Source organism: Desulfobulbus sp. (genome assembly GCF_030824455.1).
Lineage (GTDB): Bacteria > Desulfobacterota > Desulfobulbia > Desulfobulbales > Desulfobulbaceae > Desulfobulbus.
In genome coordinates this window covers 1-23,211 of sequence record NZ_JAVBXR010000075.1, presented here as the reverse complement: position 1 = coordinate 23,211, position 23,211 = coordinate 1, and the positions used below count along the sequence as shown (strand labels likewise).

Below are 23,211 nucleotides of genomic sequence, written 5' to 3'. Positions count from 1 at the left end.
ACGTCGACAAGGGGAGAGGCAGGCTGCCCAGCGGCAACCTGGAACCGGCGCAAAAAGGCACTCTAAACGGCTGGCGGCCGGGTTAGACCCGGGGATTAATCAGGCGCTTACCCCTCCTGTTCGTCCACCCGGCGCATGCCTTCCATGATCAAACCCATGAAACCGCCGATCACCGGCAGCTCCTTTTCTTCAGGGGCGAGTCCGGAGGTGTAGGTGAAGCTGCCTTCGCCCTTGGCCAGGAGGGCAAAGAAGGCCTCCTTGTCGGGGAGATTCCTGTAGCGCGTCTTCACCAGTTCGCCTTCGTTGAAGGCGACCATGGCATTGCCGTCGTCGAGCGCTAGCTGCACCTTGCCGGTTTTTTGACTGGAATTGATCAGCTGGAACAGCTCGACGGCGTTGATGTCCGACAGCCTGCCGGTCATGCCCGAACTGATGGCCCCGGCGCGCATGGTGTTGACCTGGGAGCGCTCCACCAGCATCCGGTAGAAAAAGACCTGGAGCACCGGGTACCGGTTGAGGATGTGCTTGAAATCCTTGCTGGAGAGGGTGGCAAGGCGGGTCTTCTCCCGCGAGTGAATGGAGGTGGTGACCGGCTCGCCGGAGAGCAGACTCATTTCGCCAAAGATGTCGCCCACGACCATCTCGGACAGCGTTTGCCCGTCATCGCCGATCACCGCGACCCGGCCTTCAAGCACGATGTACAGGCTGGTGCCGGGATCTCCTTTTTTGAGGATAATCTTGTTTGCGTCGTAATGCTTGAGCTGCAACTGGCCGGAAAGATCGCGCAGGCTGTCTTCGTTGAGCGGCTCGAAAATCTCCAGCTTGCGCAACACGTCGTAAAACTTGTCCAGATGCCGCATCCGCGCCCGCTGTTCGGCTGCGGCCAGCAGCTTCATCTGCAGGGTGGCGAACCCCTTTTCCTTTTTGAATTCAAAGCGAATAAGCCCGGTACAGCCGCCGCATTCAAATTTCACCCGCTGCACGCCGTAGGGCGAAAAGCGTTCCAGGCTTTTCTTTTCCGCAACCGCCTTCATCAGTTCGCGCACCATCAACAGGCAGGCGGTCTTCCCTTCGGGCACGGCAAGGGCGTCGTTCTCGACCTTAAACTCCTCGCCGACATTGTAAATCGGGCAGGATCGCTCTTCGGTCACTATAAAAATCGCGTTACGGTATTCCATTCCTTTGGCCTGCGTTTGCTCTCCTTGATCGTGACAACCGCCGTGCCTCGCGGGTGCAGAAACGATGCGCCCCGAATCAGTCGGAACGACCGAACAGCAGATAGATGACAAAGCCGAGAATCGCGGCGCCGCCAAAAAGCACGGGCAGCACCTTGGAGACCTGTAACTCGCCGCCAACCACCAGCGTTTGCATGTACGCGGTCCCGGAAGCGTACCAAATCCCCATCACCGCGCCCAGAATGATCAGATCGCGCACCGCCTTTTTGTACAGCAGCCAGCCAACCAGGGCCACAAAGGGAACGAGAAACCAGGGATTGGAAAACAATCCGGGAAAATCGACCTCTTTAATCTGTTCCGGAAGATGCGTCTCCTGCAGCAAGCGCCCGACGGGCTCGCTCAGCGTGACGATCTTTTTCAGGATTGAATCGACAATTGCGCCAAAATCCACAATGACTCTCCTTACTTAAATGTAGCATAATTGTTGCCGCCAGCAGGTGGCCGACACTCGTTTCAGGGCGCCCACGCGCGCAGCACGCTCAGGCAGCCCCACGAACCACGCCGCACAGCCCCTGACAAAGGAATGGTAGCAGTGGTAGCCTGGTTCGTCAAAATGAAAACAAATCTGGGGAGTTTTCCACTGCAATCCTTCGTCGCCACGCATTTCACATAATTGTTTCGCTCCAAATTTTTACAGTACAAAAATGGAACAATATCAAGGCGAACAAAGTGCGCCGCCCTCGAAACATCAAAATTAAAATCGGATTTTCAAATATATAACAAAACAATAAACCGCATCGGAAAACTGGCGCCATTGTTGATTATTAAGGGCAAAGGCAAGCATGATCAGCAGCTCCCGCCTCAACAAAAAAGCAACCAAGGCGCAAGGGCAGGGAGCAGCAGTTTTCCACCGCAAAGCAGTTCAAAGCATCCGCTCCAGTGCGAGCACCAGAGAAATCCGTTCCTCCTCCCCTCCTCCAACCGGCTGCCCCGTCCTCCTCCTCTCTACGGGGCAGCCCCCTCCCTCCTTCACCGGAGGCGACAACAGATTATCAATGGGTTACAGAATTCTTGTTCTACAACACTGCGAATGGCGCCAACCTGGCAGCATGCTGCATCAGGCGGCGGAAGCCAACAACGTCGCCCTGCACATTGCCAGGGTCTGGAAAGAAAGCGCGGCCGATTTTGCCGAGTTCGACGCCCTGATCATCCTCGGCAGCCCCGACCGTCTGGACCAGGAGAGCCAGCGCCCTTTTCTCCGCGAAGAGAAACGGCTGGTCCGCGCCTGGATGAATCTCAACAAGCCCTGCCTGGGCTTCAACCTGGGCCAGCATCTGCTTGCCGAGGCCGCCGGAGCGACCATTGGCCCTAGCCGCGCTCCCCATGTGGGATTCAGCGAGGGACACCTGACCCACGAAGGGAAAAAGCATCCCCTTTTCCAAGGGCTCCGCTCCCCTTTCCCCCTGTTCAAATGGCACGACCAGGAGATCCAGTCGCCCCTGCCGCGCAACATGGTTTTGCTTGCCACCTCAAAGGATTGCATGGTAGAAGCATGCTGTCTCGAAGGTCGCCCTCACATCATTGGCCTGCAGTGCGACAACTACGCGGGAACCCGCGAAGACGTCGCCGCCTGGGTCAAATGCGACGCCACGCTTCTCAAGGCCGGAACCGACCAGATGGGCGCGACAACGGAACTCTTCGAGAACGCCAACCGATTGGCCGCCGGCATGGCGACGACCTGCAGCCTGCTGCTGCGTAATTTTGTCGCCTTGCTCAACCCCTGACCGCCGGCCGCCCCCATGACCACATCACTGCGCCGACCCGTCCGCCATGAGCATTCTCACCCAACATTCCGTCTTTTCGACCATGTTGCAAGACGGCCCCTTTGCCGTTGACAACGACCCGCCGCTGGCCCATCCCTTCTCCCGCGAGACCAAGGCTTGGGTTAAGACCCTCCACGACAACCAGCTGCTGAAAACCAAATACCGCTCGGTTCGCAATCAGATCTTCGACCTGTTGGGCGTCAACACCTTTGACGAAATCCTGGTGCTGATCCACGACAAACGGCGGCGGACGCGGGCCGCGGAACGCGCCTACCTGCTGCTGGGCAACATGTTTGGCATCAAAGGCGCCTCCCAGGAGGTGATCCGCCACCTGCACGAATACGCCCGCACCTCCGACGACGTGATCAGCTCGCTGCGGGCCAAGGTGCTGGCCCCCTACAGCGCCCACATCGAAACCACCAACGAGATCGTCACCGCCTGGGACCCGGTGGAACTGCTGCTGGCCCTGTTCGATGAGCGCTACCACAAAAAGGCCCGCTTTGAGGCCAAACGCAAGCTGGCCTTGATGGGCCTGGCCGGCTCGATTGACCAGAGGGAGCGGGAGACCCGGATCGCTGAGAAGTTCCTCAATTTCCTTGCCTTTCTCAACGCCTTTGTCTGGAGCCCGGATTACAAGATCGGCGATCTCGACATCCGCTACCTGCACAGCACCCACAGCGCCGAGGACTTCAGCTGCACCACGGTCGACGTGCTCTCCGAAGACGAGGCGCGCCTGGTGACGCCGGCGGCCGGGGAAAAACTGACCCTGGTGAAACGGCGGAGGTTTCGCGACAACGACGTCGACATCCCCATCTATGTAACCATCCGCAAGAAAGAACCGGCCGCCAAGGTGCTCAAACTGCTGCGCAAAAACGAAAAAAACCCGGCCACAGCGGTAGACGACGAGCTTGGCCTGATGGCGGTGCTCAACTCGGTCAACGACGTCAAACGGTTCGTGCGCCACCTCACCCGCAGCGCAGCGAGAGCCGAATCGTTCATGACCCTGGAGGACATTTCCGACACCCTCACCGGCGGTGAATATCAGGGCTCGGCCACCGGCAGCTCGGGCAAGACCTCGATGCTCAAATTTTTCGCCCGCACCGGCGGCATGCGGATTGAATTCATCATCCACACCAACCGCTCCTACCTCAACTACATCTACCAGCGCGACGTGGCCCACGACGAATACGAGGTCAAGCGCATCTTCGACACCGGCGTGGTCGAATTCCTTTTTCCGCCCGACATCTACCGACTGGACCTGCAAACCATCCGCGACCAGCAACTGGCCCGTTTCCGTAAACGAATCGAGGAAAATTAGACGGTTCGCCACAAGTTTGCCGCCAGGCGGTCACACAGCGGCCACACCGCTGGGATTAAAACAGGAAGGGAACGGCAGGCTCTTTTTCGCTGGCAACGGTTTCCGTTGTGACCAGCGGGATGGAGTAGCCGCGATGCTCATACACGCTGAGCCGCCCCTTGGCCCGCACCCAGGCGTCGTTGGCGGGCACAGCCCCTTGGGGTTTTGTGACAAAAATGAAAACCGGCTGGGCGTCGGCGGCGCAGCAGGTTATGCGAAAGCGATAGCAGACCATCAGGCCGGCGGGCAATTTCGCATCGCTCATCACCTGACACACCACCTCCACCTCCTGACCGGCCAAGCTCGCGGCCTCGGCGTTCAACCGGCCCAGCGAGGTTTCCGTTGTCCCTTCCTCCGCCTCGTCTTCTCCGCTCTGCGGCGCAACAAATCCCGGCGCCGCCGCGCCCTCCGCGTCCTGCAAGGCCCGCTGGGCAAAGGTCTGACTGTTGAACCGAGCCGTGGGCAGCATCATGCAGTAGGCCAGCGGCACAACCAGGATCAGCAAGGTCGGCCAGCGCCACCAAAGCGAAATTTGCCCCAAGGCCCGAGGACGGCGCAGATTGACCGCCAGAAAAAGCAGCAGGACAACCGCGCCGCAGATCACCAGCCACCACAGTTTTGGGTGCAGCAGTCGGGCCAGATGCTGTTGGCCAAAGGTTGCCAGCCAGGCGAAGAAACCTGCCCACAGGGCCAGGATGCAATTTTTGAGAAAGACCGTTGGCATGGCGGATCAGAGCAGATCAGGAAAGAAGCGTTGCAGCCCGAGCATAACCAGCAGCACCGCCAAGGGCACGGTGACGGCCAGGGCAACAATCAGCCGCTTGCGGAAGACGCTGAGGTACATCAACAGCAGCTTGAGGTCAAGCATCGGCCCCAGCACCATAAAGGCCATCTGGGCGCTGCCGGGCAGAATGCCCCGGAAACTGGCGGCAATAAAGGCGTCGGCCTCGCTGCAGAGATTCAGCAGCACCGCCATGGCCATCATCAGCAGAATGGCCTGCCAGGGCGCGGCCAGCAACTGGCTGAACACGTCCATCGGCACGATGCTGCGGACCAGGGCGGCAATAAAGGCGCCGATCACCAGGTAGAAGCCCACCCCAAAGAAATCGTCGCTGGCGTGTTCCAGGGCGTGGCGCAACCGAGCAAGGCGCGAGGCTTCCTGGCCGCCGCCATGGCTGCAGCCCTGATGGCCGCAGGTCGTGGGCAGGCCGCTGTTCCATTGCGGCAGCAGGCCGTTGTCCCGGTTGAACCAGCGCCCCAGCAACAGCCCAACCACCACCGCAATGACGTAGCCGCTGCCCAGCCGCACCGCCGGCACGAGCCAGTCGTAGCTGTAGGCAATGGCGGTGGAGGCGGCGACGATGCCGTTGACGATCGGCCCGGCCAGGAGAAAGGTGAGCGCCGCCGCCAGGGGCACACCCTTGCCGAGCAGCCGCCGGACCACCGGCACAATCGCGCATTCGCAGACCGGCAACAGCAGCCCCAGCAAACCGGCGAGCAACACCGCCCGAATCCGATGCTGGCGCACCGCCCGTTCGACCCAGGTCGCCGGCACAAACACCTCGATCAAGCCGCCCGCCAGGGAGCCGATCAGCATGAACGGCAGGGCCTCGACCATAACGGCGAGAAAATTGATGGCGATGTTGCCGACCAGGCTGCGCCAGGCCGGGGCTTGGCCGAGCAACAACAGCAGCAGGGCTATGGCGAGGAAAAGCAGACTGCCCACCCAGGCCAGTTCCTGCGACAGCCTGGGCAGGACCGGCTTCGGCGCACCGGGCGCGGGTTGATACAGGGGCAGCGGCGGCGGATTGTTCGAGGTGTTGTGATTATGCACGCGGCATGTTGTCCTGCGGGCCTCGCGCCCAAGACAGAAGCGGCGACGGCAGATGGGCTGGATCAAGGTCCGGCAGACGGGCAAACGCCTCTTCCACCGTGGCGCAGTCGGTGAGAACGCGGGTCACAATTTCCAGGGGTTCCGGCCAGATGCCGGGCAGATCGATTTCGCCGGGATTGAGCGCAAAGGCCAACCGCTCCTCGGGCGGCTGAAAGCGGGCGTCAACGCCCTCCTTGTTGCCGCGCGCATCCATCCTGTACCAACCCCAGCCGGGCAGCAGCACCGCATTCAAACCATGCAGGCAGGTGCGCTCGCCCCCGGGCTCGACCTGCAACCGCTGATAGCACAAGCCCGCCGGAATGCCGCAAGCGCGGAGCAGAGCGGCCAGCAGGTGGCTTTTGGCGTAGCAAAAACCCGTGCCGTAGCGCAGCGTTTCAGACGCCGTGCAAGTCACCGGGTTTTGCCGCCAGTCCCAGCTGTGGCGAATCTCGTCCCGCACAAACAGGAAGCAGTTGCGGGCCACCGCCTCCGCATCGGCGCAACCCTGCGCCAATTCACGAGCCTTGCGCGTTACCTCCGGATGATCGGAGTCAATGTATTTGCTGCTTTCCAAAAACGGGTCCATGCCCTCCGCCTCCTATGTTTTCCCTCGCCCTGCACATGGGGCCGCACTCTATCCCCTTGCCTGAAAAAGTCAACCTGCGCCAACGATTCGAGCCACCCCTGCGCCCCACGCAACCCGCCCCTTTTGTCGACTATTTTGTCAACTTCCCACCTAATTGTAGACTTTGCAACAATCCTGACCAGCGGCCCAAATCGATGCCGGCCACGCCCGCGAAATAAAATCTATCGCAATATTGTAACGATACGATATTTAAATTTTACTTTTTCGTGTTGGCACGGCCATTGCCTTAGAGAAGGCACAAGGCGGAAACAGTCGCCCCTGACAAACGCTGACAACGGGCCGGAACAATCCGGTAATCACACCCTGATATAGAGGAGCCAAAACAATGAGAAAGGTAGCTATCTACGGAAAAGGCGGCATCGGCAAATCCACAACAACCCAGAACACAGTCGCAGGCTTGGTGGAAATGGGCAAAAAAGTCATGGTCGTCGGCTGTGACCCCAAGGCGGACTCAACCCGTCTGCTGCTGGGCGGCCTGGCCCAGAAATCGGTGCTCGACACCTTGCGTGAGGAAGGCGAGGACGTGGAATTGGACGATCTCCGCAAACTCGGATACGGCGGCACCTGGTGCGTCGAGTCCGGCGGACCTGAGCCGGGCGTTGGCTGTGCAGGCCGCGGCATCATCACCTCGATCAACATGCTGGAGCAGTTGGGCGCCTACGCCCCCAGTGAAGGTTTGGACTACGCCTTCTACGACGTTCTCGGCGACGTTGTCTGCGGCGGATTCGCCATGCCCATCCGCGACGGCAAGGCCGAAGAAATCTACATCGTCTGTTCCGGCGAGATGATGGCCATGTATGCGGCCAACAACATCTGCAAGGGCATCATGAAGTTCGCCCAGTCCGGCAACGTGCGTCTGGGCGGCCTGATCTGCAACTCCCGCGCCGTTGACAACGAGCGTGAGATGATCGAAGAGCTGGCCAAGAAGATCGGCACCCAGATGATTTCGTTTGTTCCCCGCGACAACGACGTGCAAAGGGCTGAGATCAACCGCAAGACTGTTATTGAGTGGAATCCGGAAGTCAAGCAGGCCGACGCCTACCGGAGCCTGGCCAAGGCCATCGACGAGAACCAGATGTTCGTTATCCCCAAACCCCTGGCCATTGAAGAACTTGAGCAGCTGCTCCTGGATTACGGCCTGATGGAAGCATAAAAGCGGTTGAGGTTGTTTAGACTGTAGCTTTTCAGGTGAGTGAACAACAGCGACCACTCCATGAATGAAAGCCCTACAGACTAACCACCTATCGACCAAAGAGCTAAAAGACTAACTACCTACAGACCATAAAGCTACACACGAAGGAGCCACCACCATGATGATCATGATTAGAGCCATTATCCGACCCGAAAAAGCAGACGCCGTCCTTGCCGCCCTGATGGACGCCGGATTTCCCGCAGTCACCAAGTATTCGGTTGCCGGTCGCGGCAAGCAGCGCGGCATCAAAATCGGCGAGGTCACCTATGACGAAATTCCCAAGACCATGCTGATGAGCGTTATCCAGGAAGAGGACAAGGATTTTGTCATCAACACCATCATGAACACCGCCCGCTCCGGCGCAAAAGGAGCCTTTGGCGACGGCAAGATTTTTATCAGCGACGTTGAGTGCGCCTACACGATCAGCTCCGGAGTTAAGGAAGGAGCAGCGGAGGTTGCCGCATGAAAGAGGTTATCGCCATTGTGCGAATGAACATGATGAACCAGACCAAAAAGGCGTTGACCGAGGCCGGGGTGGATGCGTTTTTCGCCCACGAGGCCAACGGACGCGGGATAGGCTTTGTCAACACCCAGATCCTGGCCGGGGCCGAAGACGGCTATGAAGAAGCCGCCTCGCTCCTGGGCGAGAAAGGCAAGCTGTATCCGAAACGGGTCATCACCATTGTGGTTGAAGACGACTTTGTGGATACGGTGGTTGAAACCCTGATCACAACCAACAAGACGGGAAAACCGGGCGACGGCAAGATCTTTGTCCTGCCGATTAAGGACGCCGTCCGTGTGCGAACGGGCGAAGCCGGCGCGAAATCCATAGCCTGAGAGCCCAAGGAGAACAACATGGCAACTGCGAAGAAAAAGCTCGTTCAGTGGGAACCCACGGACGTTAAAAAAGAGCTGCTGAAAAAATATCCGGCCAAAGTGGCCCGCAAACGGGCCAAACAGATCCTCATCAACGAGGCCTTGGAAAACACCACCCCGGAAATCACCGCCAACGTGCGGACCATTCCCGGCATCATCACCATGCGCGGTTGCACCTACGCCGGTTGTAAGGGCGTTATCATGGGCCCGACCAGGGACATCGTCAACCTGGTGCACGGACCGATCGGCTGCAGCTTCTACGCCTGGCTGACCCGGCGCAACCAGACCGACGCCGGCGTCGACGGAGAGAACTACATTCCCTACTGTTTCTCCACCGACATGCAGGATTCGGACATCATTTTCGGCGGCGAGAAAAAGCTGGCGGCGGCCATTCAGGAAATTTACGACATCTTCCACCCCAAGGCGATCACCATTTTCGCCACCTGTCCGGTGGGCCTGATCGGCGACGACATCCACACCGTGGCCCGCAACATGAAAGCACAGCTCGGCGACTGCAACGTCTTTGCCTTCAGCTGCGAGGGCTACAAGGGCGTGTCCCAGTCCGCCGGCCATCACATCGCCAACAACCAGGTGTTCACCCACATGGTCGGCGAGAACAACGACGAAAAAGCAGGCGAGTACAAGATCAACCTGCTGGGTGAGTACAACATCGGCGGCGACGGTTTCGAGATCGACCGGATCCTGCGAAAATGCGGCATCACCACCATTTCCACCTTTTCCGGCAACTCGACTTACGACCAGTTCGCCAGCGCCCACAAAGCGGACTTGAGCTGCGTTATGTGTCACCGGTCGATCAACTACGTGGCCGACATGATGGAAACCAAATTCGGCATCCCCTGGATCAAGGTCAACTTCATCGGGGCCAAGTCGACCATCAAGTCGCTGCGCAAGATCGCCGAGTATTTTGGCGACCAGAAGCTGATTGACCGGGTCGAGGCAGTAATCGCCGAAGAAATGCCGGCGGTGGACGCGGTCTGTTCGGACGTGCTCACCCGCACCGCAGGCAAGACCGCGATGCTCTTTGTCGGCGGCAGCCGGGCCCATCACTACCAGGATCTGTTTGCCGAGATGGGCATGAAAACCATCTCCGCCGGGTACGAATTTGCCCACCGCGACGACTACGAAGGCCGCCGGGTCATCCCCACCCTCAAGGTGGACGCCGACAGCCGCAACATCGAGGAACTGGAAATCGAGGCCGATCCCGAGCGCTTCAAACCGCGCAAGACCGAGGCGGAACTCAAGGCCCTGGAAGAGAAAGGCTTCAAGTTCAAAGAGTACGACGGCATCATGCCGGATATGGACCCTGGGGCACTGGTCATCGACGACTGCAACCAGTACGAAGCGGAAAAACTGGTGGAATTGATGAAGCCGGACATCTTCTGCGCCGGCATCAAAGAGAAGTTTTCCATCCAGAAGCTGGGCGTGCCGATGAAGCAGCTGCACAGCTACGATTCCGGCGGACCCTATGCCGGGTTCAAGGGCGCGGTCAATTTCTACAAGGAAATCGACCGACTGGTGAACAGCAAGGTGTGGAGCTACATGAAAGCCCCCTGGCAGGAAAGCCCCGAACTCTCAGCCACCTACGTGTGGGAATAAAGCATCAACCAAGAGGGCAGAACAATGCTACTTCGACATACACCCAAAGAAATAAGCGAGCGCAGCGCCGTTACCATTAATCCGGCCAAGACCTGCCAGCCCATCGGCGCCATGTACGCGGCACTGGGCATCCATGGCTGTCTCCCCCACAGCCATGGCTCCCAGGGCTGCTGCGCCTACCACAGAAGCGCCCTGACCCGGCACTACAAAGAGCCGGTCTCCGCTTCCACCAGTTCCTTTACCGAAGGTTCCTCGGTGTTCGGCGGCCAGGCCAACCTGCTGCAGGCGATCAACAACATTTTTACCGTCTACGATCCGGAAATCATCGCGGTGCACACCACCTGTTTGTCGGAGACCATCGGCGACGATCTCAACCAGATCTTTGACAAGGCCTACAAAGAAGGCACCGTGCCCAAGGGAAAAACCCTGGTGGGCGCGCCGACCCCAAGTTACGTCGGTTCGCATGTGACCGGATTTTCCAACATGGTCAAGGCCATGGCCGATCTGGCCGAGCCCACGGGCAAGAAAAACGGCAAGGTCAACGTCATCCCCGGTTGGGTTGAGCCCTCGGACATGGAAGAGATCAAACGTCTGGCCAAGCTGGTCGGCGCGGACATCACCCTCTTCCCCGACACCTCCGGCGTGCTCAACGGCCCGTTGTCCGGCGAGTACCACATGTTCCCGCAGGGCGGCGTGACCGTGGCCGAACTGAAGGGCTGCGGCGACGCCATCGGCACCCTGGCCCTGGGCGAGTGGTGTTCGGCTGACGCGGCTCGGTTGCTCGACACCAAGTACAAGGTGCCGTGCCGGATTCTCGACATGCCCTTTGGCCTCAAGGCCACCGACCGGTTCATCGACGCCCTGCGCACCATCAGCGGCACCGTGGTTCCGGAGGAAGTTTCTTACGAGCGCGGCCAGTTGGTGGATCTGATCTCCGACATGCACCAGTACTTCTATCACAAGAAGGTGGCGCTGTTCGGCGACCCCGATCAGCTGATCGCGATGACCGAGTTCCTGGTGTCCATCGACATGTGTCCGGTGCATCTGGTGACCGGCACGCCGGGCAAACGGTTTGAGAAACGGATCAAGGAATTGACCAAGGACATGCCCTTTGAGGTCAACGTCCGCGCCAAAGGCGATCTGTTCCTGCTCCACCAGTGGATCAAGAACGAGCCGGTGGACCTGCTGATCGGCAACACCTACGGCAAGTACATCGCCCGCGACGAGGACATCCCGTTTATCCGCTGGGGCTTCCCGATCCTGGATCGGCAGGGGCATCAGTACTTCCCGACCGTCGGCTACAAAGGCGGTCTGCATTTCCTCGAAAAAGTCCTGAACGCCCTGCTGGATCGGATGGATAGGGATTCGGCGGAAGAGAAGTTCGAGTTGGTGTACTAAGCGCAACGAACCTGCCCGGGGGAGGGTTGTTACTCCTTGTCTCTCCTCCGGGCGTTCCTTTTATTTTTCACCTTGCGGGCGGATTGATTATGACTGTTATCCCTATTACCAGCGCGCCGCGCTTTGCCGCCCAGGAGACCGATGCAGCCGTCACAACCCTGAGGTTGCCCATTGCGCCCCAGGCGACCTGCCGCCTGCGTCACGCTCCGGAAGGCAAACTCGGCCAAGCCCTGACGCCGACCGAGGCGTTGCTGGAAGTCGGACGCCACCAGGGACTGCAATCCGTTGTCCTGGAAGGCCCCGGCGACCCGCTGGCCTCCCTGGACGCAACCCTGGCGACTATGGCGCTTTTGCACAAGCAGTATCCTGATCTGGCGATTGGTTTGACCACCCTGGGTTTGGGCGGCGCACAACACGCCGCCGAATTGGCGGCAGCCGGTTTGCACACCGTAACCGTGCTGGTCGAGACCCTGGAAGCGGCCACGGCGGAAAAACTCTACGCCTGGATTCGTCCCGGCCGGAAAACCATTGCCCTGCCCCAGGCGGCCGCCCTGCTTGTGGAGGAGCAACCGCAAACCCTGCAGGCCATGGCGAAAGCTGGGGTCAAGGTTGTGGTTCGCACCACCATTTTTCCGGGCCTCAACGCCCATCAGGTGGTTGCGATTGCCGAAACTGCGGCGGAATTGGGCGCAACGGCCATGGAACTGGTTCCGTTTTCTCCGGATTCGCAGCAGACCGGCGAACCGGTCGCGCCCACCCGGGTGCACATGGAACAGATCGGCAAGCTGACCGCGCAACACCTGCCCACCACCGTGCAGCAGGTGGAGGCCGACCAGTGCGGATGCGACTGCGGCCCCAGTTGCGGAACCGGGACGTCGTGCGGATGCGGCGTCAAACCCGTTGCCCAAACCTCCCTGCCCACCCCCAGCGCCGAACGGCCGCGGGTGGCGGTGGCCAGCGCCACCGGCATGGATGTGGATCTCCATCTCGGTCAGGCCAAGATGCTGCTCATCTACGGCCCCCGCGCCGACGGCCTGACCTGCCTGCTGGAAACCCGTCAGGCACCGGAAGCGGGCAGCGGCGAATCCCGTTGGGACCAGCTGGCCGACACGCTCCACGACTGTTTTGCCCTGCTGGCCGCCAGCGCCGGGCAGCGCCCCCGAGAAGTGCTCGGCAGTCGCGGCGTCCGCGTGATCCTCACCGAGGACAACATCGAGGGCACGGTGGATGTGCTCTACGGCGGCGGCAAGAAAATGAAATGTAAACAATAAGGGCCTGTTGAGCCTGCGGGCGTTGAGGGCGAAGGCGTGATCGCCGCCGGGAAATCCGGCTACCGCCCCCCTGACAAACCGCAGTCCTGACAACCTGAACACCTATAAAAATCATTCTCCAGGAAGGAATACACAATGGCTCTCCCCGAAAAACAGATACTGGTTTGTCAGAGTTTCCGCACCAAAGGCGACGCCAAGGGCCTCTGCCACAAACAGACGGACGGATTTCTTCAATACATTGAAGAAGAGATTCTTGATCGCGGCCTGGACATCCAGGTGGTGGCCACCGGCTGTCTCAAGCAGTGCGAGTCCGGCCCGGTGATGGTGGTGCAGCCGGAAAATTGGTGGTTCAAAGGCGTGACCAGCACCGAGATCATCGACGCCATCCTGGACGGCATTGAAGACGGCGAACCGGCTGCCGATTATCTCATCGAGTAGAAGAGGAAAGCCCCATGCCCCTGGTGCGCAAGGCCCGACAGGAAGATTTGGAGCAGCTGGTTGGACTGCTCCGTCTGCTGTTCACGATTGAAGAGGATTTCAGCTTTGATGCGGCCATGCAGCAACAGGGGCTAGCGCTTCTGCTGAACAACGACCGGGGATGCGTTCTGGCCGCGGAAGCGGACGGACGGGTGGTGGGCATGTGCACCGGCCAACTGGTGATTTCCACCGCCGAGGGCGGCCCGGCCGTGCTGGTTGAGGACGTGGTGGTCGCCCACACACATCGCGGCCAGGGAATCGGCCGCGCCCTGATGAACGGTCTGATCGACTGGGCAGGAGAGCAGGGCGCAACCCGCCTGCAGCTCCTGGCCGACAAGAACAACCCGCCGGCGCTGGGCTTTTATGGCCGGCTGGGCTGGCAAACAACTGCCCTGATCTGTCTGCGGCAGCATCTTTAATTCGGCGCACTGCCCTGATCTAGGCTGTCGCCCCAACGCCGCACCCCATGGAGCTCCTTATGGCTAATCTCACCCACCCCGCCCTGGTCGGTTTCGCCGACATTCGCACCCAGGCCATAGACGACTGGCAGCAGTACAAGATCGAAGGCCGCCAGTATCTCAATCTGGCGGAAACCGCCTATCGCAAAAAGAAAAAGGCCTTCACCGCCGAGATTCTCTACAACCTGATTGCCATGGGCATCGAAAAGCTGGTGATGAGCGGACTGATGGAGATCGGCCGCCTGCCCTACAACCACACCATGCACGATCTGGCCGACGCCCTGGAAGAGTGGATGCCCGAGGCAATCGAGGGCATGGCCGAGGCAATCCGCAACCTGGACAGCCACCAGGAGATCTGCGACCCCTACGTCTGCACCATCAGAATCCCGACCCCGGCGGAAATCGAAAACATGCTCGTCCTGGCCCGGCAACTGGAGCAGCGGCTCAGCCCGGCCTCGGCCTGAAACAGCCGAAGATCGACCGCCCGAACGCGCCGCCGGAGATCACTCTTCCAGGGTGAATTTCCAGGCGCAGAACCAGCCGTCCGGGTGCGCGTCCGGCGGACAGCCGACGCATTCGGTCCGGATGCGGGAATCAATGGTCTGGGCAAAGGTGGGATATTCGACCATGCCGGCGGATTTGCAGGGATAATCGGCCAGTCCCTTGCGTTTGCGCGCCGCCTGCACCCGGCAGTTGTTCATGTAAAAGACGATGCAGGTGTCGCTCACCTCTTCAATCGACTGCTCATTAATAAAGGCATACATCCGCATCCCCAGGGCCTTTTTCAGGGCTGGAATGCCGCCGTTCTCGGGCAGGTCAAGCAGCTTTTTGATCCGGGCCGCCTCAAAGGGCGAGTAGCGGGTCCAGCAGGTGTCGTTGCAGCGCTTGGCGTCGCCCATGCCAAACCGTTTTTCCACCGCCTGGAACCAGATGCCGTCGTTGGCCAGCCAGTTGATGCTCAATTTTTCGATCAAATCGGCCAGGGTCTCGCGGGGCAGGGTCTTCAACACCGCCGGCACGCCGTTTTCAACGGCAAAACCGAGCGTCTTGCCGAGACGATCCACCTGATTGCCCAGGCTTGCCTGCCAGACGTCGTCTTCCACCGCCAGGGCCTTGTCCAGCCCGACCTGATGCTCCACCTCGGCGAACCAGGCCCCGTAATGGACGATGATGCGGCGAAATCCGTCCATCACCATCCGCACCAGCATCTCCTGGTCCGCCTGTTCGATCGTCTCCTTGCCGTTTTTCATCTGCACTCCTCCTTGGTTGGTTGTTTTCCATTGCTTTTGCCAACGCCCTCACCACACCACACCAGCCTTTTCCACTGAACGCGCGCGCAGCCTGACGCAGCCCTGGCATTGCTCAGGCGGACGCCCCCGCTGGTGCGCCCTGCGAAAGGCGGCATACGCTCTGCTCCGCCACACGGCGGCAAACGACTGCCGCTGCAGGTTGCCAAACACGATGGGACGCAACGGGGTTGCGGTTGCACTGATCCCACTGATCCCATTGCCCCCGCCAACCCAATGGATCGCGCCGCCGGCCAGCGGCAGGTTTGCGTACACGCAGGGCGACACCCCGCCGTCGACGGCGACAAAGGCCGCCTTGCACACGTTCTCAGTGCAGGCGGCTTGCGGCGCCGTCCCCTCGGCGCTCCCGACGCTCCGCTGTCCCTGAGGTTCGGCCAACCAGTCGTGAATGGGCAGCCCCTGCTCGCGGCCGGCGGCAATCAACGCGTCCAGCCGCTGGCGGAGGGCTGCGTGCTCTTCCAGGCTCGCCGGGGCCAGCGCTTCAACTGTCAGAGCTTGCCGAGCGATCAGATCCAGGGTGCTGATCACCACCTGGTCGACGCCCAGAGGGGCCAGCAGGGCCGGCAGGGCCTCGACGGCCGCAAGCCCCGAGCGCAACAGCAGATAGGCGACATGAACGGCCGGCTTGTCGGCGCCAAGTTGCGCTTTCAAACGGTTGAGGGTCTCGATGCAAGCCAGCGCCTGTTGCAGCGAGGTCCCCCGACGAATCCGGTCGTTTTCAGCGGCAACCGTGCCGGCCAGGGAAAATCCGACCACGTCGATCTCCGCCTCGATCAAGCGTCGGCAGCCCTCCTCCGAGAGCAGCATGCCGTTGGTGGTGGTTCCGACCTGACAACCGCAAGCCTTGGCCAGGCGGGCGAAGGTAAAAAAATCAGGATGGGTCAGGGGTTCGCCCCAACCCTGGAGATAGACCAGACGGGTTGCGCGCAGAACAGGGGCCAACCGGCGGAAATCCTCCAAGGACATCAAGCGGTTGCGCCAATGCGCAGCATACAGGGTGCGGGGACAGTAGAGACAGGCGGCGTTGCAGTGGGTGCTGATTTCCACCTGCAGCCAATCCAGTTGGGGTGAAGCAAATGACGGCCAGTGCCAGGGCATGGTCCTCCGTTGCCGGTGAAGAGTTGGGGGCGGGCGGTCAGGCGAGGGCGCGGGGCGCGGCCCGCTCCGGTCCAGGCTGATCAAACACGCAGGTCATGCCGGCGGCGCCGGGACGACACCGTTGGCCAAAGGCGGCGCGCAGGGCAAAGACCGCGTCTTCGCCAGTGCAATGGCAGGGGATGATCAACTCGGGCGCGATCCGCCGCAGGGCTTCGATGGTCTGTTCCAGGCGGCGTTGGTCGGCGTTCTGCAGATGAAAACCGCCGATCACCGCGCGGATGGGCATGCCCTCGTTCTGCCGTTGCGCCTGTTCCAGGGTGTTGATCAGGCCAGCGTGACCGCAGCCGAGGCAGACCACCAAGCCTTCGCCGGTTCGCACCCACAGGGCCAGATCGTCGTCAATCGGGTCCGGCCGGACGCCCGCCTGATCAAGATAAAAGGGGCCGCCCGGGTCCTCGAAGATCGTTTCGCGGAGAATGGGGCCGGTCAGGCCGACGTTTTCGGCCAGCATCACCGGCCGCTGCACCCAGTGCACCCGCTCCTGGGGAAAGCGGTCCAGGGCGGTCATGGCCGCACGCGGCATCTGCAGCGGCTTGGCGGTGTGATTGCGGATGCTGTAACGGGGATTGACCGCGCCGGGGTGGCAATACACCTCGAAGGTGCGATCCTGCTGGAGGAGGACGGCCAGACCGCCGCTGTGGTCGTAATGGCCGTGGCTGAGCGCGATGCAATCGGCCGCAAGCGGATTGATCCCCAGGATGCGAGCGTTTTCGAGCAGGGTGGCGCCCTGGCCGACGTCAAACAGGATGCGTTTGTCGGCGGTTTCCAGCCACAGCGCAAACCCGTGCTCAGTCGCAAGCCCGGCCCCGGCCTCGTTGTCGACCAGGATGGTGATTTTGGCGCTTTGGGATGTCATGGTTGCTCACGTCGCATGAATTTGCCCTCGGCCTTGGCCGTCAGTTGACCGCCGCAGCGCATCTCAGCCCGGAGATGGTAGAGCGGCGGGCAGGAAAAGAGCAGCCAGGCCCGGAGTTCCAAGGAGACGTTGCAGGCGGTCGGATGGAGAAAACGAACGCGGAGATCGCCGGTGACCGCCTGGATGGAGTGATGAAACAGGCAATGGGTCATGGCCGCGTCCAGCAGCGAGGCAATGACGCCGCCATGGAGGAGATTATCGTACCCCTGCAGTTCCGCGCCCGCCACAAATTTCGTCCACACCCCGCCGTCTTCGCTTGGGGTGAAGGACAGCCGCCAGGAACGGGGATGAAAATCGCCGCAGAGCACGCAGTGCTCATGCCCGCGCGCCACCTCGGCGGGGAGAGCGGCGCCGGCTGGCCTCACGGCGCGGACAACCCGTTGCCGCCGGCCTCGCCGTCCCGGCGTCGTCGATGCTCCTCGCAGGCCGCCTTGAGCGTGTTGACCGCGAGCAGGGCGCAGTGTTCCTCGGGAAAATCGTCGCCCAGCGCCGCCAAAACGTCCTGCTGACGGAGCGCCGCGGCGTCTTCAACCGATTTGCCCTCGGCCAGGGTGGTCGTCATGCTGCCGCAGGCGCGCGAGGAGCCGCAGCCGTCGGTGACAAAGCCCACCCGCTCCACCCGGCCGTCGCGCACCGCAATCCAGAACTCCATGGTGTCGCCGCACGGCCCGGTGATCCGGCCCCAGCCGTTGCAATCTTCCAGCGGCCCGTAATTGCGCGGCCGCATCGCATGCTCCTGCGCTATCGACGTCCATCCTCTCAAATCAGTGCATCCCATCTGTACCGCGTCTCCTCTTGGTTCCTTGTCGCATCTGGTGTTAACGCAAAAAGCAGGCTCTGGCGGCCTGCCCGATCTGGATCCCTCGACATCGCGCAATCGATTCAGCCTGCTGCGCCTTGATACTCGCGCCGGCCAAGGCGTTGGGCGGTTTCCTCGTCGACCTCGTCCTGCCAACCGTTGCGGGTGATTGCGATCCGGTCGAACTTGGCCGTGTAGGGTTTGATGTCCAGCAGGGGCGTGCCGTCCAGGATGTCGACCCCATCCAGATACAGGATGTTGTTTTCAAGGCGAATCAGCTCAACGATGCTCAAGCCGATGGCGTTAGGCCGGCAGGGCGCGCGGGTGGCAAAGACGCCGCGCTCGACGTCCTGAAGAAATGGTTTAACCAGCAGTTTGGCCGGTTCGGATTGATGAAAATGGAAGAGCAGATAGAGATGCGAGAACCCTTCCAGGTCGCGCAAGCCTGCCGCAAACTCCGGCAGAATTTCCGCCCGCCCCAAACAGCCCTTGGCGTAGGCCGGCTGGATCGGCGTCTCGCGGGCGACGCGGTGTTCGCTGCGCACGACGCCAATCGGCGCAAAGGCAAGATCCGGCGCGGTCATGGCCGATGTCCCTGCGCGTTTGCGGTCAGCGCCCGGCTGAGTTTTCCCTCGCGGTACAGGGCCAGGGCCTCTGCCACGGTGGCCGCCTCGGTGGTGTAGATCGCCACTCCGGCAGCCTGCAAGACGCGGAAGGCCTTGGGGCCGCAATGACCGGTGACCAGCGCCTTGGCCCCAAGCCCCACCACGGTTTCCGCCGCCTGGATGCCGGCGCCGTGGGATGCGTTCAGGTTCTGATTGTCGACTAGCTCGCAACCGGCCGTGTCCGAATTGTAGACAAGGAACCGGGCAGCGCGACCGAATCGAGGATCAAGCGGCGCGTTGAGGTCGCCGCCGGTGGTGGTGAAAACGATGTTCATGGGTTCTCCTGCAAATAAAGTACGCGCGTTTTCCGCCGTCTAAAAGATCGGGGAAAATCGCGCGATGCGCGCCGCGCCGATCCTGGATCGACGCGGCCTAGGCTACCATCGGTTACTGTCCGACCTCCGCGGCTTCCAGGGCGGCCAGACGGTTGGCGATGTTGTCCAATGCTGTTTGCAATGCTGCGGCCTGATTGCGCAAACGCTGTTTTTCCATGTCGGGCCTAGCCGCAACAGGCGCAGTCGTCATGCCGCCGGACTGCCGCGACAAACCGAAACCGCGACACATGCCCGCGCCGCCGCCCGCAGGATTCCAAGCTGCGCCGCGATTGCGGCCCAACCCCAGGCCAGCGCCGCACCGAGGCCTGGCATTGCCGTATTGCTGCGCGCCGGCGCAATATCCGGCGCCGCGTCCTGTGATTGCTCCCATTCCCATGGGTCCTGTTCCGTCTCCTCGGGGCATGGTCTCGTCCTCCTTGCTGAAAAAACATGGCTGAAAACCGCTTGCGCGGAACCGCATCCGACTTGGCTTGATGCAATTGAAGAAAAGCAAACAGGGCGCCACATTCCGCCCCCGGAGAGAACAGCGACAATTCGTTGTAGATAAAGGATTTATGGCAACCACATCAAGACGCAACGACGACCACGGGTAGCGCAAACGCTACCCTGAGCGACGCCGCACAAACGCGGAAGCGCTACCCTGGAGAGATTTTCCAGGGGAGCGCCGGGATGGGGGAACATGCAGACAGGTTGTGCGCGGCTTGGATCAAAGCCGCGCAAGGACGCGGCGACCGCTCAGTACAAGCGCAGCAATTTGTCCAGTTCTTCGGATTTCATGGTGAAGCTGTGGGCTTCCGTAGGGAAGGCGCGACTTTCCACCTCGACCTTGTACTGGGCCAGGGCGGCGGCGATGGGTTCGTTGATTGCAGCAAACTGCTTGACGAATTTGGGGGTGAAACGGTCGTAGAGGCCGACCAGGTCGTGGATCACCAGCACCTGGCCATCGCAGTTTGGTCCGGCGCCAATGCCGATGGTGGGAATGGAAATCGCCTGGGTGATGCGCTCGGCCAGGGGGGCGGGAATAGCCTCCAGGACGATGGAAAAACAGCCGGCATCTTCCATGGCCTTGGCATCGTCGAGCAACTGTTTGGCCGCCTGGGCGCTCTTGCCCTGAACCTTGAAGCCGCCAAGGCTGGTGGCGGTCTGCGGGGTGAGGCCGATGTGCCCCTGCACCGGGATGCCGGCCCGGACAATGGCCGCCACGGTCGGCGCCATGGACACGCCGCCTTCGATCTTGACCGCGTCGGCCCGCCCCTCCTTGAGGATGCGGGTGGCGTTGTTGATCGCCGCAGGAATCGAGCTGTTGTAGGAGCCAAAGGGCATGTCGGTGATCACCAGCGCCCGCTCCACGCCGCGCACCACGGCCTTGGTGTGGTGGATCATCTCGTCCATGGTCACCGAAACCGTGTCCGGATGGCCCAGCACCACCATCCCCAGGCTGTCGCCCACCAGCACGACGTCGATCCCGGCCGCGTCCACCGCCTTGGCCCAGGGATAATCGTAGGCGGTCAGCTCGGCGATGGGGGTTCCGTTTTTGCGGTTTTTGATGTCCGGAATGGTCAGCTTCTTCTGTTGCATGGGGTCTCCTGAGGAAAGGGACTGCCGGAAAGGGGAAATTTAAATCCGCTGCGAGGCGGTGGCCTCCAGGGCTTGGATCAATTGGGTGAGGAGCGCGTTCACCGGCGCGGCCACGCCGACCTCGCGCCCCTTGGCGACCACGGCCCCGTTGATGACGTCGATCTCGGTGGGCCGGCCCCGGAGGATGTCCTGGAGCATGGAGGAACGGTTGGCGGCAGTGAGCGTGCACACCTGCCGAACCCGGTCGAGTTGATCCTCAGGCCCCAGATTGACGCCCAACGCCTGGCCCACGGCCACAGCCTCGGCCACAGCCTGGGCCATAAGCCGTTCGCATTCCGGAACCTGGGCGAGAGCGCCGTTGGCCGCCCGCAGCAGGGCGGTGAGCGCGTTGATTCCGACGTTGACGATCAGCTTTGACCAGAGCAGGGCCTCGCCGTCTTCAGCAATGCGGGTCTCAACCGAGGCGCGGTTGAACAACTCGGCCACGGCGGCTATTTTTCCGCCTTGCCCTGACTGGCCGGACTGTCCGGGGGCGGCGGCAAGCACGGTCGGCCCGACGCCGGCGTGGCGGACGCGCCCCGGCCCCAGCAGGGTGGCGGCCTGGGCCGTAATGCCGGCTGCGGCCCGCGCAGGTCCGACCACGGCGGCAATCCGCTCCAGATTGCCCAGCCCGTTTTGCAAGGTGAGGGTCAGGCCGTCTTCCGCCAGCAGCTGGCGCGCCGTTTGCGCCGCCGCCTCGGTGGATCTCGCCTTGGTGCAGACCAGGATGAGATCGGCTGGCCGGTCGGACTGCGCCGGGTCGGTCAGCGCCGTGACGGGCACGCGGCGCAAAGCCCCGTCCATGCCGGTGAGCAGTAGGCCGTCGCGGTTGATCGCCAGGGCGTGCTCCGCGTTGGTGGTGCAGAGCCGCACCTGGGCAAAGGGGCCGAGCATCGCCCCGAACAGACCGCCCATTGCCCCGGCGCCAATGATCAGTATCTCCAAAGCTCGTCTCCTCTCGGCCGGCTGCGCTGGCCGGGCCGTGTGCTGCGGTTTGCCGGGGAAAAATCACTGGCGACAGTTATAAACCATCGACAAAAAAGATCAACGTCGAACACTTTCGTCCTCTGGAAGAAAGCAAGGGTTTGCGCTGGCGGCCGCGAAGGGGTAGAGTTCGCAGGTTGTCAAGGCTGCGGTTCCGTTGCCCTATCCCCTTTCGGAGAGAGACCATGCATCTCTATATCTGGCGTCACAGCAAACGTTTTTCCAGCTGGTCCATGCTCGATGAACCGCACATCCACAAAGAAAACTACCTCCAGGCCGAGGTTGCGGTGCTGGCCCCGTCCAAGGCGGAGGCCTTGCGGCTTTTGGCGCAGGCCGGTCAATGGAACGTCGAGGATCTGGAGCGGATCGAACCGGAGACCATCTCCCTGAACGAACCGCGGATTGTCGTCAGCCATGTTGATTTCCAATAACCCGCGCGCGGTCGCCGCCCGCCGAGCCCTTCCGGTAACCCGCCGATGAACGACGACTTTTCCGTCCATTTTCCCGCCGTTGCGGTGGGCAACCTGCTCGACTCGATTCCGCACGGCATCGCGGTGATCGACCGGGAGCTGAAGATTGTCCTGATCAACGAGTTTCTCGAAGCCCTCACCGGTCTGGCCCTGGCCGACGTCAAGGGCGTGTATGTCGATTTCGTGCTCCGCTCTAACATTGCCCAGCGCGGCCGCACCTTCCGCGAGGTCCTGGCCAGCGGCGAACCCCTGGTGATCGACGGCGACATCGTCAGCCGCGACCGCCGCAAGATTCCGATGCAGTTCACGCTCTCGCCCCTGCGCGGCGACGAGGACGAAACCGTGGGGCTGGTGATCGTGCTCGACGACCTCTCGGCGGTGGTCGCCTCTGCCGGTTTGAGCGCCGACCACGACCAGACCGATTCGATCATCGGCCAAAGCCCCAAGATGCGCGAGGTGTTTGACCTGATTCCGCTGATGGCCCACACCGAGGCCTCGGTGCTGATCACCGGCGAAACCGGCACCGGCAAGGACAAGGTGGCCGAGGCCATTCACCAGCGGTCCAGCCGCGCCGCCAAGCCGTTCATCAAGATCAACTGCGGGGCCCTGCCCGAATCGCTGCTCGAATCCGAGCTGTTCGGCTACGTCAAGGGGGCCTTCACCGGCGCGGTCAAGGATAAGCCCGGGATGTTCCGCCTGGCCCAGGGCGGCACCCTGTTTCTCACTGAAATCGGCGACATGCCGCTGCCGCTGCAGGTCAAGCTGCTCTCGGTGCTCGACGACCGCGAGTTTTTCCC

Annotated in this window: 28 protein-coding genes; 13 read left to right on the top strand and 15 right to left on the bottom strand. The window is 61.5% G+C overall.

The window, feature by feature from the left end; translation table 11 throughout:
* Window positions 1-107: 107 nt before the first annotated feature.
* Both RCH93_RS09680 and RCH93_RS09675 read right to left on the bottom strand, forming a co-directional pair.
* Window positions 108-1,178: a cyclic nucleotide-binding domain-containing protein gene (locus tag RCH93_RS09680; RefSeq protein ID WP_306548175.1), complete on the bottom strand. Its 1,071-nt coding sequence runs from the start codon at window positions 1,176-1,178 to the stop codon at window positions 108-110.
* Window positions 1,179-1,254: 76 nt separating this feature from the next.
* Window positions 1,255-1,626: a hypothetical protein gene (locus RCH93_RS09675; protein WP_306548173.1), complete on the bottom strand. Its 372-nt coding sequence runs from the start codon at window positions 1,624-1,626 to the stop codon at window positions 1,255-1,257.
* A gap of 604 nt (window positions 1,627-2,230) precedes the next feature.
* Between RCH93_RS09675 and RCH93_RS09670 the strand changes: the two genes are divergently transcribed.
* Window positions 2,231-2,959 carry a type 1 glutamine amidotransferase gene (locus RCH93_RS09670; protein ID WP_306548172.1) on the top strand — a complete coding sequence of 243 codons (729 nt, stop codon included), beginning with the start codon at window positions 2,231-2,233 and terminating at the stop codon, window positions 2,957-2,959.
* A 46-nt stretch (window positions 2,960-3,005) separates the two neighbouring features.
* Window positions 3,006-4,316, top strand: coding sequence for a hypothetical protein (locus RCH93_RS09665; protein ID WP_306548171.1), 1,311 nt, complete (start codon window positions 3,006-3,008; stop codon window positions 4,314-4,316).
* A 55-nt stretch (window positions 4,317-4,371) separates the two neighbouring features.
* On the opposite strand, the gene RCH93_RS09660 is transcribed toward RCH93_RS09665, so the two are convergent.
* From RCH93_RS09660 to RCH93_RS09650, 3 genes are read right to left on the bottom strand one after another with little or no spacing between them, the layout of a single operon-like run.
* Window positions 4,372-5,079, bottom strand: coding sequence for a TIGR03943 family protein (locus RCH93_RS09660; RefSeq protein WP_306548170.1), 708 nt, complete (start codon window positions 5,077-5,079; stop codon window positions 4,372-4,374).
* 6 nt (window positions 5,080-5,085) lie between these two features.
* Window positions 5,086-6,189 carry a permease gene (locus RCH93_RS09655; RefSeq protein ID WP_306548169.1) on the bottom strand — a complete coding sequence of 368 codons (1,104 nt, stop codon included), beginning with the start codon at window positions 6,187-6,189 and terminating at the stop codon, window positions 5,086-5,088.
* The gene (locus RCH93_RS09650; RefSeq protein ID WP_306548168.1) at window positions 6,182-6,814 is read right to left on the bottom strand and encodes a transglutaminase family protein; all 633 of its coding nucleotides are present in this window, start codon (window positions 6,812-6,814) and stop codon (window positions 6,182-6,184) included. The genes RCH93_RS09655 and RCH93_RS09650 overlap by 8 nt, the downstream gene beginning before the upstream one ends.
* A 385-nt stretch (window positions 6,815-7,199) precedes the next feature.
* Here RCH93_RS09650 and nifH point away from each other — a divergent pair, with 385 nt between their 5' ends.
* The 9 genes from nifH to RCH93_RS09605 all read left to right on the top strand — a co-directional run bounded on the left by nifH (window position 7,200) and on the right by RCH93_RS09605 (window position 14,627).
* The gene (gene nifH, locus RCH93_RS09645; RefSeq protein ID WP_306548167.1) at window positions 7,200-8,027 is read left to right on the top strand and encodes a nitrogenase iron protein; all 828 of its coding nucleotides are present in this window, start codon (window positions 7,200-7,202) and stop codon (window positions 8,025-8,027) included.
* A gap of 157 nt (window positions 8,028-8,184) precedes the next feature.
* Window positions 8,185-8,532 (top strand): P-II family nitrogen regulator, encoded by a 348-nt coding sequence (locus RCH93_RS09640; RefSeq protein WP_306548166.1) that lies wholly within the window; start codon window positions 8,185-8,187, stop codon window positions 8,530-8,532.
* Window positions 8,529-8,903 (top strand): P-II family nitrogen regulator, encoded by a 375-nt coding sequence (locus tag RCH93_RS09635; RefSeq protein WP_306548165.1) that lies wholly within the window; start codon window positions 8,529-8,531, stop codon window positions 8,901-8,903. Before RCH93_RS09640 ends, RCH93_RS09635 begins: the two co-directional genes overlap by 4 nt.
* A gap of 18 nt (window positions 8,904-8,921) precedes the next feature.
* Entirely contained in the window at window positions 8,922-10,559 is a 1,638-nt protein-coding gene (gene nifD, locus RCH93_RS09630; protein WP_306548163.1) for a nitrogenase molybdenum-iron protein alpha chain, read from the top strand.
* A 24-nt stretch (window positions 10,560-10,583) separates the two neighbouring features.
* Window positions 10,584-11,957: a nitrogenase molybdenum-iron protein subunit beta gene (gene nifK / locus RCH93_RS09625; RefSeq protein ID WP_306548162.1), complete on the top strand. Its 1,374-nt coding sequence runs from the start codon at window positions 10,584-10,586 to the stop codon at window positions 11,955-11,957.
* A gap of 89 nt (window positions 11,958-12,046) precedes the next feature.
* Window positions 12,047-13,228 carry a NifB/NifX family molybdenum-iron cluster-binding protein gene (locus RCH93_RS09620; RefSeq protein WP_306548161.1) on the top strand — a complete coding sequence of 394 codons (1,182 nt, stop codon included), beginning with the start codon at window positions 12,047-12,049 and terminating at the stop codon, window positions 13,226-13,228.
* Window positions 13,229-13,363: 135 nt separating this feature from the next.
* Window positions 13,364-13,666, top strand: coding sequence for a ferredoxin (locus tag RCH93_RS09615; RefSeq protein ID WP_306548160.1), 303 nt, complete (start codon window positions 13,364-13,366; stop codon window positions 13,664-13,666).
* Between the two features lie 14 nt (window positions 13,667-13,680).
* On the top strand, window positions 13,681-14,124 hold the full coding sequence (locus tag RCH93_RS09610) for a GNAT family N-acetyltransferase (RefSeq protein WP_306548158.1): 444 nt from the start codon (window positions 13,681-13,683) through the stop codon (window positions 14,122-14,124).
* A gap of 59 nt (window positions 14,125-14,183) precedes the next feature.
* A complete protein-coding gene (locus tag RCH93_RS09605) occupies window positions 14,184-14,627 on the top strand; it encodes a hypothetical protein (protein ID WP_306548157.1) in 444 nt (147 codons plus the stop codon).
* A 39-nt stretch (window positions 14,628-14,666) separates the two neighbouring features.
* Here RCH93_RS09605 and RCH93_RS09600 read toward each other — a convergent pair whose 3' ends face one another.
* From RCH93_RS09600 to RCH93_RS09555, 10 genes are all read right to left on the bottom strand, one after another.
* Window positions 14,667-15,413 carry a DUF6125 family protein gene (locus RCH93_RS09600; protein ID WP_306548156.1) on the bottom strand — a complete coding sequence of 249 codons (747 nt, stop codon included), beginning with the start codon at window positions 15,411-15,413 and terminating at the stop codon, window positions 14,667-14,669.
* A 48-nt stretch (window positions 15,414-15,461) separates the two neighbouring features.
* Window positions 15,462-16,568 carry a radical SAM/SPASM domain-containing protein gene (locus tag RCH93_RS09595; protein ID WP_306548155.1) on the bottom strand — a complete coding sequence of 369 codons (1,107 nt, stop codon included), beginning with the start codon at window positions 16,566-16,568 and terminating at the stop codon, window positions 15,462-15,464.
* A 37-nt stretch (window positions 16,569-16,605) separates the two neighbouring features.
* Entirely contained in the window at window positions 16,606-17,484 is an 879-nt protein-coding gene (locus RCH93_RS09590) for an MBL fold metallo-hydrolase (RefSeq protein WP_306548154.1), read from the bottom strand.
* Entirely contained in the window at window positions 17,481-17,909 is a 429-nt protein-coding gene (locus RCH93_RS09585; RefSeq protein WP_306548153.1) for a PaaI family thioesterase, read from the bottom strand. Before RCH93_RS09585 ends, RCH93_RS09590 begins: the two co-directional genes overlap by 4 nt.
* Entirely contained in the window at window positions 17,906-18,322 is a 417-nt protein-coding gene (locus RCH93_RS09580; protein WP_306548152.1) for an iron-sulfur cluster assembly scaffold protein, read from the bottom strand. Before RCH93_RS09580 ends, RCH93_RS09585 begins: the two co-directional genes overlap by 4 nt.
* Window positions 18,323-18,426: 104 nt before the next feature.
* The gene (gene tsaA, locus RCH93_RS09575; protein WP_306548151.1) at window positions 18,427-18,927 is read right to left on the bottom strand and encodes a tRNA (N6-threonylcarbamoyladenosine(37)-N6)-methyltransferase TrmO; all 501 of its coding nucleotides are present in this window, start codon (window positions 18,925-18,927) and stop codon (window positions 18,427-18,429) included.
* Window positions 18,924-19,283, bottom strand: coding sequence for a NifB/NifX family molybdenum-iron cluster-binding protein (locus RCH93_RS09570; protein ID WP_306548150.1), 360 nt, complete (start codon window positions 19,281-19,283; stop codon window positions 18,924-18,926). The genes tsaA and RCH93_RS09570 overlap by 4 nt, the downstream gene beginning before the upstream one ends.
* Before the next feature lie 112 nt (window positions 19,284-19,395).
* Window positions 19,396-19,746 carry a DUF5320 domain-containing protein gene (locus RCH93_RS09565; protein ID WP_306548149.1) on the bottom strand — a complete coding sequence of 117 codons (351 nt, stop codon included), beginning with the start codon at window positions 19,744-19,746 and terminating at the stop codon, window positions 19,396-19,398.
* Window positions 19,747-20,078: 332 nt separating this feature from the next.
* Window positions 20,079-20,921: a 3-methyl-2-oxobutanoate hydroxymethyltransferase gene (gene panB, locus RCH93_RS09560; RefSeq protein WP_306548148.1), complete on the bottom strand. Its 843-nt coding sequence runs from the start codon at window positions 20,919-20,921 to the stop codon at window positions 20,079-20,081.
* A 39-nt stretch (window positions 20,922-20,960) separates the two neighbouring features.
* Complete coding sequence (locus RCH93_RS09555; RefSeq protein WP_306548147.1) at window positions 20,961-21,905, bottom strand: ketopantoate reductase family protein; 945 nt, start codon at window positions 21,903-21,905, stop codon at window positions 20,961-20,963.
* Between the two features lie 224 nt (window positions 21,906-22,129).
* On the opposite strand from RCH93_RS09555, the gene RCH93_RS09550 reads away from it, so the two are divergent.
* Both RCH93_RS09550 and RCH93_RS09545 read left to right on the top strand, forming a co-directional pair.
* The gene (locus RCH93_RS09550) at window positions 22,130-22,375 is read left to right on the top strand and encodes a hypothetical protein (RefSeq protein ID WP_306548145.1); all 246 of its coding nucleotides are present in this window, start codon (window positions 22,130-22,132) and stop codon (window positions 22,373-22,375) included.
* Window positions 22,376-22,420: 45 nt separating this feature from the next.
* Window positions 22,421-23,211: sigma 54-interacting transcriptional regulator (locus RCH93_RS09545; protein WP_306548144.1), on the top strand; the 791-nt coding region annotated here is incomplete at its 3' end.

Bases quoted from the DNA above. Each gene is read 5' to 3' on its own strand.
- RCH93_RS09680 (WP_306548175.1), bottom strand. From the start codon at position 1,178: ATGGAATACCGTAACGCGATTTTTATAGTGACCGAAGAGCGATCCTGC.
- RCH93_RS09670 (WP_306548172.1), top strand. From the start codon at position 2,231: ATGGGTTACAGAATTCTTGTTCTACAACACTGCGAATGGCGCCAACCT.
- RCH93_RS09665 (WP_306548171.1), top strand. From the start codon at position 3,006: ATGAGCATTCTCACCCAACATTCCGTCTTTTCGACCATGTTGCAAGAC.
- RCH93_RS09660 (WP_306548170.1), bottom strand. From the start codon at position 5,079: ATGCCAACGGTCTTTCTCAAAAATTGCATCCTGGCCCTGTGGGCAGGT.
- RCH93_RS09650 (WP_306548168.1), bottom strand. From the start codon at position 6,814: ATGGACCCGTTTTTGGAAAGCAGCAAATACATTGACTCCGATCATCCG.
- nifH (WP_306548167.1), top strand. From the start codon at position 7,200: ATGAGAAAGGTAGCTATCTACGGAAAAGGCGGCATCGGCAAATCCACA.
- RCH93_RS09640 (WP_306548166.1), top strand. From the start codon at position 8,185: ATGATGATCATGATTAGAGCCATTATCCGACCCGAAAAAGCAGACGCC.
- RCH93_RS09635 (WP_306548165.1), top strand. From the start codon at position 8,529: ATGAAAGAGGTTATCGCCATTGTGCGAATGAACATGATGAACCAGACC.
- nifD (WP_306548163.1), top strand. From the start codon at position 8,922: ATGGCAACTGCGAAGAAAAAGCTCGTTCAGTGGGAACCCACGGACGTT.
- nifK (WP_306548162.1), top strand. From the start codon at position 10,584: ATGCTACTTCGACATACACCCAAAGAAATAAGCGAGCGCAGCGCCGTT.
- RCH93_RS09620 (WP_306548161.1), top strand. From the start codon at position 12,047: ATGACTGTTATCCCTATTACCAGCGCGCCGCGCTTTGCCGCCCAGGAG.
- RCH93_RS09615 (WP_306548160.1), top strand. From the start codon at position 13,364: ATGGCTCTCCCCGAAAAACAGATACTGGTTTGTCAGAGTTTCCGCACC.
- RCH93_RS09610 (WP_306548158.1), top strand. From the start codon at position 13,681: ATGCCCCTGGTGCGCAAGGCCCGACAGGAAGATTTGGAGCAGCTGGTT.
- RCH93_RS09605 (WP_306548157.1), top strand. From the start codon at position 14,184: ATGGCTAATCTCACCCACCCCGCCCTGGTCGGTTTCGCCGACATTCGC.
- RCH93_RS09600 (WP_306548156.1), bottom strand. From the start codon at position 15,413: ATGAAAAACGGCAAGGAGACGATCGAACAGGCGGACCAGGAGATGCTG.
- RCH93_RS09595 (WP_306548155.1), bottom strand. From the start codon at position 16,568: ATGCCCTGGCACTGGCCGTCATTTGCTTCACCCCAACTGGATTGGCTG.
- RCH93_RS09590 (WP_306548154.1), bottom strand. From the start codon at position 17,484: ATGACATCCCAAAGCGCCAAAATCACCATCCTGGTCGACAACGAGGCC.
- RCH93_RS09580 (WP_306548152.1), bottom strand. From the start codon at position 18,322: ATGGGATGCACTGATTTGAGAGGATGGACGTCGATAGCGCAGGAGCAT.
- tsaA (WP_306548151.1), bottom strand. From the start codon at position 18,927: ATGACCGCGCCGGATCTTGCCTTTGCGCCGATTGGCGTCGTGCGCAGC.
- RCH93_RS09570 (WP_306548150.1), bottom strand. From the start codon at position 19,283: ATGAACATCGTTTTCACCACCACCGGCGGCGACCTCAACGCGCCGCTT.
- RCH93_RS09565 (WP_306548149.1), bottom strand. From the start codon at position 19,746: ATGCCCCGAGGAGACGGAACAGGACCCATGGGAATGGGAGCAATCACA.
- panB (WP_306548148.1), bottom strand. From the start codon at position 20,921: ATGCAACAGAAGAAGCTGACCATTCCGGACATCAAAAACCGCAAAAAC.
- RCH93_RS09550 (WP_306548145.1), top strand. From the start codon at position 22,130: ATGCATCTCTATATCTGGCGTCACAGCAAACGTTTTTCCAGCTGGTCC.